Source organism: Vibrio sp. V15_P4S5T153 (assembly GCF_963874485.1).
GTDB lineage: Bacteria > Pseudomonadota > Gammaproteobacteria > Enterobacterales > Vibrionaceae > Vibrio > Vibrio anguillarum.
In genome coordinates, this window is record NZ_CAWNHR010000019.1 from 74,868 (window position 1) to 90,419 (window position 15,552).

Annotated in this window: 11 protein-coding genes, 2 tRNA genes, 2 rRNA genes and 1 riboswitch; of the genes, 13 read left to right on the forward strand and 2 right to left on the reverse strand. The window is 46.2% G+C overall.

Annotated elements, in window-relative coordinates; all coding sequences use genetic code 11:
• The first annotated feature begins 243 nt into the window (after window positions 1-243).
• From AACT42_RS18955 to thiH, 11 genes are all read left to right on the forward strand, one after another.
• Window positions 244-3,135 (forward strand): 23S ribosomal RNA (locus tag AACT42_RS18955).
• Window positions 3,136-3,222: 87 nt separating this feature from the next.
• A 5S ribosomal RNA gene (gene rrf / locus AACT42_RS18960) occupies window positions 3,223-3,338 on the forward strand.
• Between the two features lie 29 nt (window positions 3,339-3,367).
• A tRNA-Asp gene (locus AACT42_RS18965) sits at window positions 3,368-3,444 on the forward strand.
• A 59-nt stretch (window positions 3,445-3,503) separates the two neighbouring features.
• Window positions 3,504-3,580, forward strand: a tRNA-Trp gene (locus tag AACT42_RS18970).
• 372 nt (window positions 3,581-3,952) lie between these two features.
• Complete coding sequence (gene crcB / locus AACT42_RS18975) at window positions 3,953-4,336, forward strand: fluoride efflux transporter CrcB (RefSeq protein ID WP_013855606.1); 384 nt, start codon at window positions 3,953-3,955, stop codon at window positions 4,334-4,336.
• Between the two features lie 52 nt (window positions 4,337-4,388).
• Window positions 4,389-4,487, forward strand: a riboswitch (TPP riboswitch).
• 108 nt (window positions 4,488-4,595) lie between these two features.
• Window positions 4,596-6,545, forward strand: a complete 1,950-nt coding sequence (gene thiC / locus AACT42_RS18980) for a phosphomethylpyrimidine synthase ThiC (protein WP_094133305.1) — start codon at window positions 4,596-4,598, stop codon at window positions 6,543-6,545.
• 4 nt (window positions 6,546-6,549) lie between these two features.
• Window positions 6,550-7,845, forward strand: a complete 1,296-nt coding sequence (thiE, locus tag AACT42_RS18985) for a thiamine phosphate synthase (protein ID WP_094133306.1) — start codon at window positions 6,550-6,552, stop codon at window positions 7,843-7,845.
• Entirely contained in the window at window positions 7,835-8,623 is a 789-nt protein-coding gene (locus AACT42_RS18990; RefSeq protein WP_094133307.1) for a HesA/MoeB/ThiF family protein, read from the forward strand. Before thiE ends, AACT42_RS18990 begins: the two co-directional genes overlap by 11 nt.
• Window positions 8,611-8,820 carry a sulfur carrier protein ThiS gene (thiS, locus tag AACT42_RS18995; RefSeq protein ID WP_094133308.1) on the forward strand — a complete coding sequence of 70 codons (210 nt, stop codon included), beginning with the start codon at window positions 8,611-8,613 and terminating at the stop codon, window positions 8,818-8,820. Before AACT42_RS18990 ends, thiS begins: the two co-directional genes overlap by 13 nt.
• On the forward strand, window positions 8,821-9,585 hold the full coding sequence (locus AACT42_RS19000) for a thiazole synthase (RefSeq protein ID WP_017048428.1): 765 nt from the start codon (window positions 8,821-8,823) through the stop codon (window positions 9,583-9,585).
• Window positions 9,586-9,587: 2 nt separating this feature from the next.
• The gene (gene thiH, locus AACT42_RS19005) at window positions 9,588-10,706 is read left to right on the forward strand and encodes a 2-iminoacetate synthase ThiH (RefSeq protein WP_094133309.1); all 1,119 of its coding nucleotides are present in this window, start codon (window positions 9,588-9,590) and stop codon (window positions 10,704-10,706) included.
• 194 nt (window positions 10,707-10,900) lie between these two features.
• Here thiH and AACT42_RS19010 read toward each other — a convergent pair whose 3' ends face one another.
• Together AACT42_RS19010 and AACT42_RS19015 are read right to left on the reverse strand one after the other, a co-directional pair.
• Window positions 10,901-12,691 (reverse strand): aminopeptidase P family protein, encoded by a 1,791-nt coding sequence (locus tag AACT42_RS19010; RefSeq protein ID WP_176429098.1) that lies wholly within the window; start codon window positions 12,689-12,691, stop codon window positions 10,901-10,903.
• 158 nt (window positions 12,692-12,849) lie between these two features.
• Entirely contained in the window at window positions 12,850-13,791 is a 942-nt protein-coding gene (locus tag AACT42_RS19015; RefSeq protein WP_026027502.1) for a LysR family transcriptional regulator, read from the reverse strand.
• Window positions 13,792-13,907: 116 nt separating this feature from the next.
• Between AACT42_RS19015 and AACT42_RS19020 the strand changes: the two genes are divergently transcribed.
• Both AACT42_RS19020 and tsrA read left to right on the forward strand, forming a co-directional pair.
• The gene (locus AACT42_RS19020; RefSeq protein ID WP_010319414.1) at window positions 13,908-15,107 is read left to right on the forward strand and encodes a multidrug effflux MFS transporter; all 1,200 of its coding nucleotides are present in this window, start codon (window positions 13,908-13,910) and stop codon (window positions 15,105-15,107) included.
• Window positions 15,108-15,197: 90 nt separating this feature from the next.
• Window positions 15,198-15,479, forward strand: a complete 282-nt coding sequence (gene tsrA / locus AACT42_RS19025) for an H-NS-like global regulator TsrA (RefSeq protein WP_017044523.1) — start codon at window positions 15,198-15,200, stop codon at window positions 15,477-15,479.
• The last annotated feature ends 73 nt before the right edge of the window (window positions 15,480-15,552 follow it).

A 15,552-nucleotide genomic window follows, 5' to 3' on the forward strand; every position in this document is an offset into this window, starting at 1 on the left:
GCTCTTTAACAATTTGGAAAGCTGACTGATAACAACGAACGTGTTTGTTGTTATCAAATAAAAGTTCTCAACATCAATACGTTTAACGTATTGATACCAAACACATTCAAGTGTTCTTGGGAAAGCTTACTACGGTAAGTTTTCAAAATTGAGTCCGGCAAAATCAAACGTCTCTCGCTCATTCAAATAATGAGAGACAACCTTGGTGACTTGTCTGCAACACGAAACTTCTTCGGGTTGTATGGTTAAGTGACTAAGCGTACACGGTGGATGCCTTGGCAGTCAGAGGCGATGAAGGACGTAGTAACTTGCGATAAGCGTAGATTAGGCAGTAACAGCCACTTGAGTCTACGATTTCCGAATGGGGAAACCCACGTGCATAAGCACGTATCCTTACCTGAATACATAGGGTAAGGAGGCAAACCGGGGGAACTGAAACATCTAAGTACCCCGAGGAGAAGAAATCAACAGAGATTCCGAAAGTAGCGGCGAGCGAAATTGGACTAGCCCTTAAGCTTTTAATGATGCAGGTGAAGCCTCTGGAAAGTGGCGCAATAAAGGGTGATAGCCCCGTAACTGTTCCATCATTATAAGTGAAATCGAGTAAGGCGGGACACGTGTTATCCTGTCTGAACATGGGGGGACCATCCTCCAAGGCTAAATACTACTGACTGACCGATAGTGAACCAGTACCGTGAGGGAAAGGCGAAAAGAACCCCTGTGAGGGGAGTGAAATAGAACCTGAAACCGTGTACGTACAAGCAGTAGGAGCAGGCATTGTCCTGTGACTGCGTACCTTTTGTATAATGGGTCAGCGACTTATATTCAGTGGCAAGGTTAACCGAATAGGGGAGCCGTAGGGAAACCGAGTCTTAACTGGGCGCTTCAGTCTCTGGATATAGACCCGAAACCGGGTGATCTAGCCATGGGCAGGTTGAAGGTTGAGTAACATCAACTGGAGGACCGAACCGACTAATGTTGAAAAATTAGCGGATGACTTGTGGCTAGGGGTGAAAGGCCAATCAAACTCGGAGATAGCTGGTTCTCCCCGAAAGCTATTTAGGTAGCGCCTCGGATGAATACTACTGGGGGTAGAGCACTGTTAAGGCTAGGGGGTCATCCCGACTTACCAACCCTTTGCAAACTCCGAATACCAGTAAGTACTATCCGGGAGACACACGGCGGGTGCTAACGTCCGTCGTGGAGAGGGAAACAACCCAGACCGCCAGCTAAGGTCCCAAATTACTACTAAGTGGGAAACGATGTGGGAAGGCTCAGACAGCCAGGATGTTGGCTTAGAAGCAGCCATCATTTAAAGAAAGCGTAATAGCTCACTGGTCGAGTCGGCCTGCGCGGAAGATGTAACGGGGCTAAGTAGTAAACCGAAGCTGCGGCAATACAGTTTACTGTATTGGGTAGGGGAGCGTTCTGTAAGCCGTTGAAGGTGTGTTGTAAAGCATGCTGGAGGTATCAGAAGTGCGAATGCTGACATGAGTAACGATAAGGGGGGTGAAAAACCTCCCCGCCGGAAGACCAAGGGTTCCTGTCCAACGTTAATCGGGGCAGGGTAAGTCGACCCCTAAGGCGAGGCTGAAAAGCGTAGTCGATGGGAAACGGGTTAATATTCCCGTACTGCTTATAATTGCGATGGGGGGACGGAGAAGGCTAGGTGGGCCAGGCGACGGTTGTCCTGGTTCAAGTGCGTAGGCTAAGAGACTAGGTAAATCCGGTTTCTTGTTAGGCTGAGACACGACGTCGAGCTGCTACGGCAGTGAAGTCATTGATGCCCTGCTTCCAGGAAAAGCCTCTAAGCTTCAGATTATAAGCAATCGTACCCCAAACCGACACAGGTGGTCGGGTAGAGAATACCAAGGCGCTTGAGAGAACTCGGGTGAAGGAACTAGGCAAAATGGTACCGTAACTTCGGGAGAAGGTACGCTCTTATTGGTGAAGTCCCTCGCGGATGGAGCTGACGAGAGTCGCAGATACCAGGTGGCTGCAACTGTTTATTAAAAACACAGCACTGTGCAAAATCGCAAGATGACGTATACGGTGTGACGCCTGCCCGGTGCCGGAAGGTTAATTGATGGGGTTAGACTTAGGTCGAAGCTCTTGATCGAAGCCCCGGTAAACGGCGGCCGTAACTATAACGGTCCTAAGGTAGCGAAATTCCTTGTCGGGTAAGTTCCGACCTGCACGAATGGCGTAATGATGGCCACGCTGTCTCCACCCGAGACTCAGTGAAATTGAAATCGCTGTGAAGATGCAGTGTACCCGCGGCTAGACGGAAAGACCCCGTGAACCTTTACTACAGCTTGGCACTGAACATTGAACCTACATGTGTAGGATAGGTGGGAGACTTAGAAGCGCAGTCGCTAGATTGCGTGGAGTCGACCTTGAAATACCACCCTTGTCGTTTTGATGTTCTAACGTAGGCCCCTCATCGGGGTTGCGGACAGTGCCTGGTGGGTAGTTTGACTGGGGCGGTCTCCTCCCAAAGAGTAACGGAGGAGCACGAAGGTGGGCTAATCACGGTTGGACATCGTGAGGTTAGTGCAATGGCATAAGCCCGCTTAACTGCGAGAATGACGGTTCGAGCAGGTACGAAAGTAGGTCATAGTGATCCGGTGGTTCTGAATGGAAGGGCCATCGCTCAACGGATAAAAGGTACTCCGGGGATAACAGGCTGATACCGCCCAAGAGTTCATATCGACGGCGGTGTTTGGCACCTCGATGTCGGCTCATCACATCCTGGGGCTGAAGTCGGTCCCAAGGGTATGGCTGTTCGCCATTTAAAGTGGTACGCGAGCTGGGTTTAGAACGTCGTGAGACAGTTCGGTCCCTATCTGCCGTGGGCGTTGGAAGATTGAAGGGGGCTGCTCCTAGTACGAGAGGACCGGAGTGGACGAACCGCTGGTGTTCGGGTTGTCATGCCAATGGCATTGCCCGGTAGCTAAGTTCGGAATTGATAAGCGCTGAAAGCATCTAAGCGCGAAGCGAGCCCTGAGATGAGTCTTCCCTGGCACTTTAAGTGTCCTAAAGGGTTGTTCGAGACTAGAACGTTGATAGGTTGGGTGTGTAAGCGCTGCGAGGCGTTGAGCTAACCAATACTAATTGCCCGTGAGGCTTAACCATACAACACCGAAGGGGTTTTGTGGACTCAATGGAAGAACATTGAATGTGTGAATGAGAACGAAACAGCTTTCCGAATTAAGAAATTTGCTTGGCGACCATAGCGTTGTGGACCCACCTGATTCCATGCCGAACTCAGAAGTGAAACACAACAGCGCCGATGGTAGTGTGGGGTCTCCCCATGTGAGAGTAGGACATCGCCAGGCTTTGAATATTGTCTAACCAGACACGCTGCGGAGCGGTAGTTCAGTTGGTTAGAATACCGGCCTGTCACGCCGGGGGTCGCGGGTTCGAGTCCCGTCCGCTCCGCCACTTATTAAGAGCCTCAGCAGTCACGTTGAGGCTTTCTTCAATGAGTAAGATAAAGTTTTAGGGGTGTAGCTCCAACTGGCAGAGCAGCGGATTCCAAATCCGCGTGTTGGGAGTTCGAATCTCTCCACCCCTGCCATCTATCAAGCCTCCGCAGAAATGCTGAGGCTTTTTGCTATCTGTTCACTTCCTCTATGATAGCAATCCGAAAAATTAACTAATTCCGTTTACCTCATCCCTTCGGCACATTTTTGTGGCCAGCTCTCTGTACTCAAGCTGTATCCAAGAAAGCGATCCCGAGCGTGAAATAGCCTTAATTAGATCATATTGTTACTTCAATTGGCATTAAGAGCGGTTTAGCTTATCCATTTACTCAGTAAGTGACGGATGTAACTTTTTAAAAGCACTAGATTATCTAGCATACTTTACTTTCCTTGATTATTTTAGTAATTAGGTTCGATTTATTATGCTTAGCGGTTAAAATAACGACGGTTACTTTTAGGAATTCGTTATGGGACAGCTGTCTATTTTAGGTTTTATTGCATTAGGTGGCGCATTTGGCGCATGTGCACGTTATCTAGTTACCGAGCTATGTGTGTTCTTGTTAGGACGCGGGTTTCCTTATGGAACGCTCACCGTTAACGTTGTCGGCTCATTTATTATGGGATTATTGATCGCTGCTTTTGAGAGTGAATTACTTGCAACTGAGCCATGGCGCCAGATTATTGGTTTGGGTTTCTTGGGTGCATTAACCACATTTTCTACATTCTCTATGGATAATGTATTGCTGATGCAGCAAGGAGCCTTTCTGAAAATGGGTGTTAATGTCTTATTAAACGTGGTGTTAAGTATCTCAGCGGCTTGGATAGGTTTCCAGTTGTTGATGAGAAGTTAACGAAATCACAATTTCATCTTGGTTAATGGATAGTCTTTCCCTATAATCGTGACTCAACTTGTCGGAGTGCCATAAGGCTGAGACCGTATTTTCGGGATCCGTTGAACCTGATCAGGCTAATACCTGCGAAGGGAACAAGAGAATATAACCTGCTGGTGATCTATCTAGCGTTATATCTTTAAGATTAAAATTCCATTTTGATCAACTCTTGTGCATTAATCCGTCAAGCATTTATCCCTAGTACAAAAAGGAAGATGCTATGTCGAGTCGCAAACAAGCGAGACTGGAAGCCAAACAATTCATTGACACATTGTCTGTCGAACCCTACCCAAATTCCTCTAAAATCTATATTACTGGTTCACGTTCGGATATCCGCGTGCCAATGCGTGAGATTAAACTAGCTGACAGCTTGGTCGGGGGCACAAAGTCCTCACCGATTTATCAACCGAATGAATCTATATGCGTTTATGACACTTCAGGTGTCTATACCGACCCATCTCATTCTATCGACTTATATCAGGGTTTGCCTAAATTAAGGGATAAATGGATCGCTGATCGGGATGATACCGAGTGGCTTGATGAGGTCAGTTCTGCTTACACTAAAGAACGTTTATCTGATGATACATTGGACGAACTACGTTATGGGAACTTGCCAGCCATACGCCGAGCAAAGAAAGGGAAGTGCGTTACTCAACTTCATTATGCGCGGCAAGGTGTTATCACACCCGAAATGGAATACATTGCCATTCGCGAAAACACGCGACGTGGAGAGTGTATGGATGCACAGCTGAGCCAGCAACATGCAGGGATTCATTTGGGGGCTAATTTACCAAAGCAAATAACTCCTGAGTTTGTGCGTCGTGAAGTTGCCGAAGGACGAGCCATTATCCCGTCGAATATTAACCATCCTGAATCAGAGCCGATGATCATTGGCCGTAATTTTCTCGTCAAAGTGAATGCGAATATCGGTAACTCATCTGTCTCTTCATCAATTGAAGAAGAGGTTGAAAAATTGGTATGGGCAACCCGCTGGGGTGGGGATACCGTGATGGATCTCTCTACTGGGCGCAATATTCACGAAACTCGAGAATGGATTTTGCGTAATAGCCCCGTACCGATTGGCACTGTGCCTATGTATCAAGCATTGGAAAAAGTAAATGGTATTGCGGAGGATTTATCATGGGAAGTAATGCGCGATACCTTACTTGAGCAAGCGGAGCAAGGTGTTGATTACTTTACAATTCATGCTGGTTTATTGCTTCGTTATGTGCCAATGACCGCGAAACGTGTTACTGGCATCGTTTCGCGTGGCGGCTCTATTATCGCTAAATGGTGTTTAGCCCATCATACTGAGAGTTTTCTTTACACTCATTTCCGTGAAATTTGTGAAATTTGCGCCAAGTATGACGTCGCTCTTTCCTTAGGGGATGGACTACGGCCAGGATCCATTGCCGATGCTAACGATGAAGCACAATTTGCAGAGCTGCGCACTTTAGGTGAGTTGACCAAAATAGCGTGGGAATATGATGTACAGGTCATTATTGAAGGCCCTGGCCATATCCCCATGCATTTGATTAAAGAGAATATGGATGAACAATTAAAGCATTGCCACGAAGCGCCATTCTATACCTTGGGCCCATTAACTACCGATATTGCTCCGGGATATGATCACATCACTTCCGGCATTGGCGCTGCGATGATTGGCTGGTATGGTTGCGCGATGCTTTGCTATGTAACACCGAAAGAGCACCTTGGTTTACCAAACAAAGAAGATGTTAAAACGGGTTTAATTACTTATAAATTGGCAGCACATGCTGCAGACCTTGCGAAAGGGCACCCGGGAGCACAAGTGCGCGATAATGCGTTATCGAAAGCACGTTTTGAGTTTCGTTGGGAAGACCAATTCAATCTTGCATTAGACCCAGTTACGGCGCGTGCTTTTCACGATGAAACTCTTCCGCAAGAGTCTGGTAAAGTTGCGCATTTTTGCTCTATGTGCGGGCCGAAATTCTGCTCGATGAAAATCTCTCAAGAGGTTCGAGAGTATGCGCTAGATACCAAGCAAGTTGCTGCTGATGCGCTCATTTCCGTTACGCTGCTAGATGACCCGTTACAAGGCATGAGACAGAAATCACAAGAGTTTAAAGCCTCAGGATCAGAGCTTTATCATCCTGCTGTTACTCAACGGTCAGTCGTTAGCGAGGAGTAATTATATGATTCAATTACTTATCCCCCGTGATGACATTGCGTTGACTGCTCAAGTACAACAGGTTTTGCTATTGGCCAAGCATCATGGTTTTGATATCGATGATATTTTTTTGGGTGCCAGCCCAACTTTATATTGTCAATTAGTAACGCCTTCATACTCATCTTTGATTGGCAGCGATTGCTTAGCCTCGTGCGAAGATGCGCTAAGTGTTTTAACTGATAAGCCCAATTTATTCTTGCAATATCAAGTCAATTTTTGCGCTCAAATGCCATTTGAGCACTCCCAGAAACGAGAAACTTGTTTGGTCAAGATAGGGCTTACAGCTGCTGACTCACACGACTATGTTGATGAGTGGTATCACGGAGAAGAGCTGCGTAGTATAAGATACTCTACGAATGCTCATGCTGCTGATGCAAAGAGTGAGCACTTTGCTTGGGTCCTATCATTGTTATGTCTCGACTTTCCGCTAGAGGATGCTTTAGTGGTTGCTCGCGCGGCAATGAGTGTTTCACGTGAAACATGGCCAACGGATAGCCGATATTTTCCTCAGCTACAACATTCAGTAGCTGGCATCTTTGCTGACGATAAACAAAATCATATCTGTTTTCCAAAGATAGACAAAAATATTGGCCTTTACCCTATTGTGGATAGCGCTGAGTGGGTCGAGCGGTTATTGAAGTTTGATGTAAAGACAATCCAACTGCGAATAAAAGATTCAACACATCCTGATCTCGAATCACAAATTATCGCCGCTATTGAGCTTGGACAAGCCTATCAAGCACAGGTTTTTATTAATGATCATTGGCAGCTTGCGATAAAGCATGGTGCTTTTGGCATTCATCTTGGACAAGAAGATCTCACCAATGCAGATTTAGCACAAATTGCTCAAGCTGGGATCTGTTTAGGCATTTCAACTCACGGCTATTATGAGATTCTGAACATCGCTTCACTAAATCCCAGCTATATCGCTTTGGGTCACATATTCCCAACCACCACCAAAATTATGCCCTCTAAGCCACAGGGGCTTGTTAGGTTGAAACTTTACCAGCAGCTAATTGAGAGTTTAAGTTGTGCCGCCAACTCAGATGAAGTTGTAAGTGCAAAAATACCCACAGTTGCAATTGGCGGAATTAACCTAGAGAACGCATTGCAAGTTTGGCAGTGCGATGTATCAGGCTTGGCCGTTGTACGTGCAGTAACAGAAGCAAAATCACCTCAGTTGGTCATTGATAGTTTCAATCAGATCATACAAAACCGATTACCAAGTAGTGCTGAGGAGGTATGTGATTATGCTTTCTGATGTACAATTTATCCGTTATCAAAGGCAACTTGCGCTCCCTGAAATAGGTGAGAATGGACAGCAATCTTTACTTGATAGCCGAGTGCTGGTTATTGGTTGTGGTGGTTTAGGGTCTGCGGCTGTTTTGTATTTGGCGAGTGCTGGTATTGGACAACTGGTAATAGTGGATGATGACCGAGTTGAAAGCAGCAACTTACCTCGGCAGGTGATCTACCGAGAGAGGCAAATTGGTCAAACCAAAGTCGATGCGATGGCAGAGCAAATTAAAGCCATCAACCTTGATTGCAGAGTAAGAGCGATATCTAAACGCCTTATTGGTACTCAGCTCGAACTGGAAGTGCTTAATGCTGATGTCGTTCTTGACTGCACGGATAACATCCACAGTCGTCAGCAAATTAACCAGTTGTGCCGTAAACTAATTAAGCCATTGATTTCAGGTTCGGCTATTGGATGGAAGGGGCAAGTCATTGCTTTTGATCAACTGCCGTTGTCACCTTGTTATCACTGTTTAGTGCCTGATAGCGAACTGCCTGCCGCGCAGCGTTGTAATGAATTCGGTATTTTGGGGCCTGTCGTCGGAATCATCGGAACCCTGCAAGCTTTACAAACCATCATGATATTGACTCGACAGACGATGCGTAATGCTAACCAACTGACACTGTTTGATGCTCATTTGTTTCAATTCCAAACCTTAAATGTTGTTAAAGATCCTCAGTGCGAGGTGTGTGGGTACCCACAGATTGATCAGATGAAGGGAGAAGCCACATGTCAGATATAACCATCAAGATTAATCAGCAGTTTCATCAAGTTTCAGCGGGAACCAGTATTACGGATCTCACCAAACTGCTTTCTATCGCTATTACCGGTTGTGTGTTTGCCCTGAATCAGAGCGTGGTGCCACGTAGTGCGTGGTCAACGACCCTATTAAGTGAAGGCGATCAAATATCGCTGTTTCAAGCCATTGCAGGAGGCTAAATGTTAACGATAGCGAATAAACAGTTTGAATCTCGCCTGTTCACTGGTACGGGGAAATTTGCCAACCGAGAGTTAATGACAAAAGCTATTGCCATATCTGGTTCACAAATGGCGACGATGGCATTAAAGCGAGTCGATCTTAACCAATTAAATGATGATATTTTAGCGCCACTTATCGAGTCAGGCGTCAATCTCTTACCCAATACATCGGGTGCGAAAAATGCGAATGATGCGATTTTTGCTGCCCATTTAGCGCGTGAAGCGTTATCGACATCTTGGCTGAAGCTAGAAATTCATCCCGATCCTAAGTATCTGATGCCTGACCCTATCGAAACGTTAAAGGCAGCGGAACAATTAGTGAAAGATGGATTTATCGTATTACCTTATTGCCATGCTGACCCCGTGTTGTGTAAGCGTTTAGAGGAAGTGGGGTGCGCGGCCGTAATGCCATTAGGTGCGCCAATTGGATCGAATAAGGGGCTGGTCTCACGAGATTTTTTAGAAATCATCATCAGCCAAGCTCGTGTCCCCGTGATTATTGATGCCGGTATTGGCGCGCCTTCGCATGCGGCTTTTGCGATGGAATTGGGCGCGGATGCTGTCTTAGTTAACACCGCAATTGCGGCCGCGCGCGATCCGATACAAATGGCGTTGGCATTTAAGTTGGCGGTAGAGTCGGGTCGAATGGCTTATGAGGCTGGGCTTGCAACTCAGGTTCATCATGCTATCGCATCCAGCCCTCTAACTGCATTTTTGGATCAATAGCGATGAGCTTTTTAGAACGTTTCAAACAACTCGATTGGGACGATATTGCGTTATCAATCCGTTCCAAAACAGCGTCAGATGTCGAGCGAGCATTGCATAAAGAGAAGCGCGATTTGGAGGATTTCAAGGCATTAATCTCTCCTGCTGCTGATCCTTATATCGAGCAGTTAGCGCAACTTTCTTACTCACTGACGAGGCAACGCTTTGGCAATACTCTTTCTTTTTATATCCCGCTTTATCTTTCAAATTTGTGTGCCAATGCGTGCACTTATTGTGGATTTTCGATGGAGAATCGCATCAAGCGGCGTACATTAAGTTTGCATGAAGTTGAACGTGAATTGGCAGTTATCAAGCAGATGCAGTTTGATAATGTGTTGTTGGTAACCGGTGAGCATGAAACCAAAGTAGGCATGAACTATTTCCGGCAGATACTGCCGTTGATAAAGCGTGAAGTCAGCTATGTTGCTATGGAGGTTCAACCGCTTCAGCAAGCGCAGTATGCGGAGCTAAAGAGCTTAGGTTTAGATGCGGTAATGGTATATCAAGAGACTTATCATCCATCGACTTACGCTTTACATCATCTGCGAGGCAACAAAATGGATTTTAACTTTCGCCTTAAAACACCGGACCGACTTGCCCGGGCGGGGATTGATAAGATTGGTCTTGGCGCTTTGATTGGCTTGGAAGATTGGCGGGCCGATTGTTTTTACGTGGCCGCTCACCTGGATTATCTTGAAAAGAGATATTGGAAGACGCGCTATTCGATTTCGTTTCCTCGCTTGCGACCTTGTGAAGGTGGCCTGCAACCTAAATCGGTTATGTCTGACAAGCAACTGGTTCAGCTCATCTGTGCATTTCGCTTGCTCAATTCAGAAGTGGAACTCTCGCTTTCTACCCGCGAATCGGCGCACTTTAGGGATAAGCTCATTCCACTGGGGATCACCAGCATATCGGCGGGATCAAAAACACAACCTGGAGGTTATGCAATGCAAGAGGCCGAGCTTGAGCAATTTGTGATTAGCGATGAACGTACAGCCGCACAAGTTGCCGCCGCTGTTAAAGGACAAGGCTTTGAAGTCGTGTGGCGAGATTGGCATGCTGCCTATTCTGGTTCTGGATGAGGTCATGGCTTGCACGTTTCACGTGAAACATATGGATGCATTCATTAAAGTATGGTGATTTGGCTAATAAGGTGAATTCGACTTAAGAGAATCATAAGTTAAAGTAAAGGCGACCCGAGGTCGCCTTTCATCTTTCTAGGTTAAGTTACTACGGAGAAACTACCTACAGCGCATTTGTTTGATCATACTGCAGTTTAATCATGCTCAATAGGCAGCGTCGCTTGGTGCAACCACGCTTTGTTATCACCCTCAACGAGTGGACCAACTTGATCCCATACTTTTTGATGGTAGTCATTTAGCCATGTGAGCTCTGGTCGAGTTAACATATTGATGTTGATCGCGCGCTTATCAATCGGGCAACGCGTGAGTGACTCAAACCCCAACACAGAGAAATCACCTTGTGTTTCAACTTCGACCACCAGTTCTAAGTTTTCTATACGAATGCCAAACGCATCGGCACGGTAATAACCGGGCTCGTTCGACAGTACCATACCCGGAAGCAGTGCGACGTTGTTGAAAACTTTGCTGATGCGTTGTGGCCCTTCATGGACACTCAAAAAGTGGCCGACTCCATGACCAGTGCCATGATCATAATCGAAGCCATTAGCCCATAGGTGCTGACGGGCAAGTACATCAAGCTGATGACCACAAGTGCCTTTTGGAAAGCGTGCTCTGGCTAGCGCAATATGACCTTTAAGCACTAAAGTGAACTGTTTTTTCATCTCTTCACTGGGGTTACCAATGGCAATGGTACGCGTAATATCAGTCGTACCATCACAATATTGGCCGCCAGAATCGACAAGATAAAGTGAGTCTTGGGCTAATTGTCCTGGTTTTACTTGGTTGATGTGGTTGTAATGGCACATAGCTGCATTACTGCCTGCCGCTGAAATAGTATCAAAACTAAGATCAGCTAGAGTTGGGTCTTCCTCTCTAAATGCTTGTAAGCGGTCAGATAAATAGCCTTCGTCGTGCAGTCTTTGGCTAGCCACTTCATTATCCAACCAAGCAAGAAATTTCGTCATCGCCACACCATCACGCACGTGGCACGCTTTCATTCCAGAGACTTCGGTTGCATTTTTTGCCGCTTTTAGCAGTAAGCACGGATCGGCGTCATTAATGATTTCAGCAGCGGAATTTTGTAAAGTCAGCGTAAACCATGCATTACTGGTAGCAGGATCGATCATCACCTTTTTACCTGCGAGTAAATTAAGCTGCTTTTCTAGTTGATCTGGATGGTGAACGCGAACGCCGCCACCGACATGCTTGTCAAATTCCGCAGGAAGACGAGCAGGGTCAAGGAAGAAATCGACGCTGGAGTCAGCATAAATAATGGTATGGGAAAGTAATACTGGTAATCGGGAAACATCAAGGCCACGGATATTTAGCAGCCAGCAGATGGAATCTAGTTCTGTTAATACTGCCGCATCAATCTTTTTCTTACTCAGCTGATGGGCTATTTGCTCACGCTTATCATGGCTACTGATACCGACGAGTTCATTACCCATCAAGCGCACTACTGAAATTGCAGCGCTAGGACGGTCCTTCCATAACTCATCGATTGGGTTACTGCCGACGGCAATAAGCTGTAACTCATCAGACAATTTTGCCTGTGCTGCTTTAAGCCAGCTTGCTCGATGCATGCGCGGATCAAATCCCACTTTACTACCTGAGACCAATGCGCTTTGGAGCCAATCGAGAACGGGCTCTTCAATCAAGTGACGGTACTCAAAGGTTGCCTCTGGCACTTGTTTACGAACTTGCACTGTATAGCGGCCATCCACAAAAATAGCCGCGTTATCGTGGGTGACCACAGCCGCGCCCGCCGAGCCAGTAAAACCAGTTAACCAATGCAGGCGTTCGTTGTGTTGCGGTACATATTCCCCGAGATATTCATCTTCGTGTGGAATGATGATGGCATCAAGCCCTTGTTGTGTGAGCCAGCCACGTAAGGCTGATACGCGTTGTGCGATTGAATCATGCATCTGTGTTATATCCTTTCTCATAACCGTCCGTTGTAGGTGTAGGGAACTGTGCAAATCCATAGCAAACCCTGACTTTATTATTGTGTCTGTGGGGTTGTGGCGATGGGGACGAGCTTCAATAAGCTACTCTTTTTATCGAACTGGCGCAAACCGCAGCTTCACCTGAGATGCAGTGTTTTGGTTTGGATCATCTGCCTTAACCAGCTCAATGCAGGGTCACTTTCTCTGTCTCTGTGCCAAAATAACGTATAAGCCATAGGTGGAAACTCCATCGGTAATGGCAACACGACGAGATCCATCTGCTTGGCTACTAGGTGGGTGAAGTGGCTCGGCGCGGTAAAGATAAAATCAGTATAAGTACAAAGGCTGGCGGCACTATTAAAATCCGGTACTGTAATTGCGATGTCCCTTTCTCGGCCGATATCCGCCAAGCGATAGTCGAGTAGCCAGCGATCATTACCATCGCAGCGCACTTGTACGTGACGTAGCGATAAATAGCGCTCTAACGTCCAATTGTCTCGTAATGCTGGGTGGTCTTTACGTACCACGCACATTTGGCTATCTCGATAGATCTCTTGCTCACAGATATCACTGGGTGGCAGCATTGTTAATTTGGCATCATTGATATCAATGTCCTTGCCGGTAATGCCTAAATCTAACTCACCAAGCTGCAATTTCTTAAAGGTTTGATCGTTCCATGAGTGAGTGTTGATGTTGAGGTTTGGACCTTGGCTGAAAATAGCGGGCAAAAAATGAGGGAGAATTAATGGGTAGACGCTTTCTACTGCCGCAATATGAAAACGGTATTCACTGCTTTGTGGTGAAAATTGTTGTGGTTGAGTGAGTAGCTCGAGCTGATTGATGAGAGTGTCGAGTTTGGGTTTGAGATAGAGCGCTTGCGGCGTTGCCTTTAAGCCATGTGAATTACGAATAAACAACGGGTCATTAAACTGCTGACGAAGCTTGGCAAGCGATTTACTGACGGCAGATTGACTCAAACAGAGGCGATGGGCGGCGCGCGTTACGTTCAGTTCTTCTAGCAGTACGGACAGACAAACAAGCAAATTAAGATCGATTCTGGCTAATTTTTCTATATTCATCTGTATTTCCATTTGGGAATAATTGTGATGAGTATAAGCCATTTCTATTCATATCATCATTGCTCTATTATAGCCGGGTTGTAAAAGTGTGTTCTTTCTCATTACTGGAGTGTTTCGTGAAGCAAATAACCTCTGACGCGCATAGCAAGCGTCAATTGGCATTACTGATTTTGTTGGTTCTGTTTAGCCCGTTAGCGATTGATATTTATCTACCAGCTTTACCGCAAATTTCTCAAACGTTTCACGTGGAACACGCTTATGCACAAGATACGATTACTTGGTTTCTGTTTGCTATGGGAGTCGGTCAACTCTTTGCTGGCCCGCTAGCGGACAAACTCGGTCGTCGAACTGTTGCATTAGGAGGGATCAGTATTTATGCATTGAGTGCTTGCTTGGCGTGGGCCGCTCAAAGTATTGAATGGATGCTGATGGCTCGGCTACTACAAGGCTTCGGTGCGTGCGCGACATCGGTAGCGGCTTTTGCAACAGTTCGCGATATTTTTGGCCCACAACGTAGCGGCAAAATGATCAGCTACTTAAATGGTGCAATCTGTTTTATTCCTGCATTAGCGCCAATCCTTGGTAGTTGGTTAACTCAGCAATTTGGCTGGCGCAGTAACTTCAGCTTTATGGCTGGTTTTGCCGTGGTCGCGGGTTTAATGATGGTGATTGGTATGAAAGAAACCAACCCGCAAGCCACCGAACAGCAAGCGTTCTTTAAGTTATCGCGTTACTGGTCCGTATTGAAAACACCATCTTTTCTCTTCCATGCTTCATTATGTATGTTAGCGATGGCGGTTATTTTAGCCTATGTCACTTCTGCCCCAGTGGTATTAATGGAAGGTTATGGATTGACCATGAATGAATTTACTTTCTGGTTTGGACTCAATGCCATCATTAATATCGTTGCTTGCCTGAGTGCGCCGAAATTTATGGATAGGTTTGGTACCCATATGGCGCTGGTGGTTGGAATTGGCACGTTATTGGTTGCGGGGACTACTATGGTCGCGCTGGCACAACAGAAAACGGCGATTGCCTTTATGCTGCCCATTTTTATGTCATCAATCGGTTTTGCTTGGATTCTGGGAGCGGCCGCAGGAAAAGCACTGGCGCCATTTGGTGACCGTGCGGGAACCGCCGCAGCACTGCTTGGTTTGTTTCAGATGAGTGGTGCTGGCTTGTTAGTTGGCACCATGCAGCGTGTTGGGTTAGAGCCTCAGATATTAATTGCACTGCAAATGTGGCTGATTGCGCCAGCGTTGTTTATCCTGTTTTCTAAAGCAGGGCGTTATTGGCATCAATTAGTGGTGAATTAATAAATTGTCACCTGCTGTTTTATATTCTTTTTAACGGGTGTATATTTAGTCACTTAATTATTTCAATTGCACTTTGGAAACGAAACAACAATGTCAATGACAACCTATGAAATGGCTCGAATTTGGGAACAACTCGACGAGTCTCCAGAAAAGGTCATGTTCGGAAAATTGCTGAATGAATTAGGCAACCAAAGTAGTGAGCGTATTCGCAGTGCCGCCAAACAAGTACCATTACCAGTTCTGCGTGATTTAGTCTTTCAGTTTCAACAAGTGATTGAAGCGCGTAAAGGCGAGCAAGTCGAAATCATGGCGAAGGAATTGGCAAAGCAGGGTATTTCGGCTGAAGAGCTTTTAACTTATCTGAACAAATAATTTATTATCAGTACCGATGCCATAGCCCGGAATTTAGTTTCGGGCTTTTTATTGCGTGGTGTTTGCAGCTTCG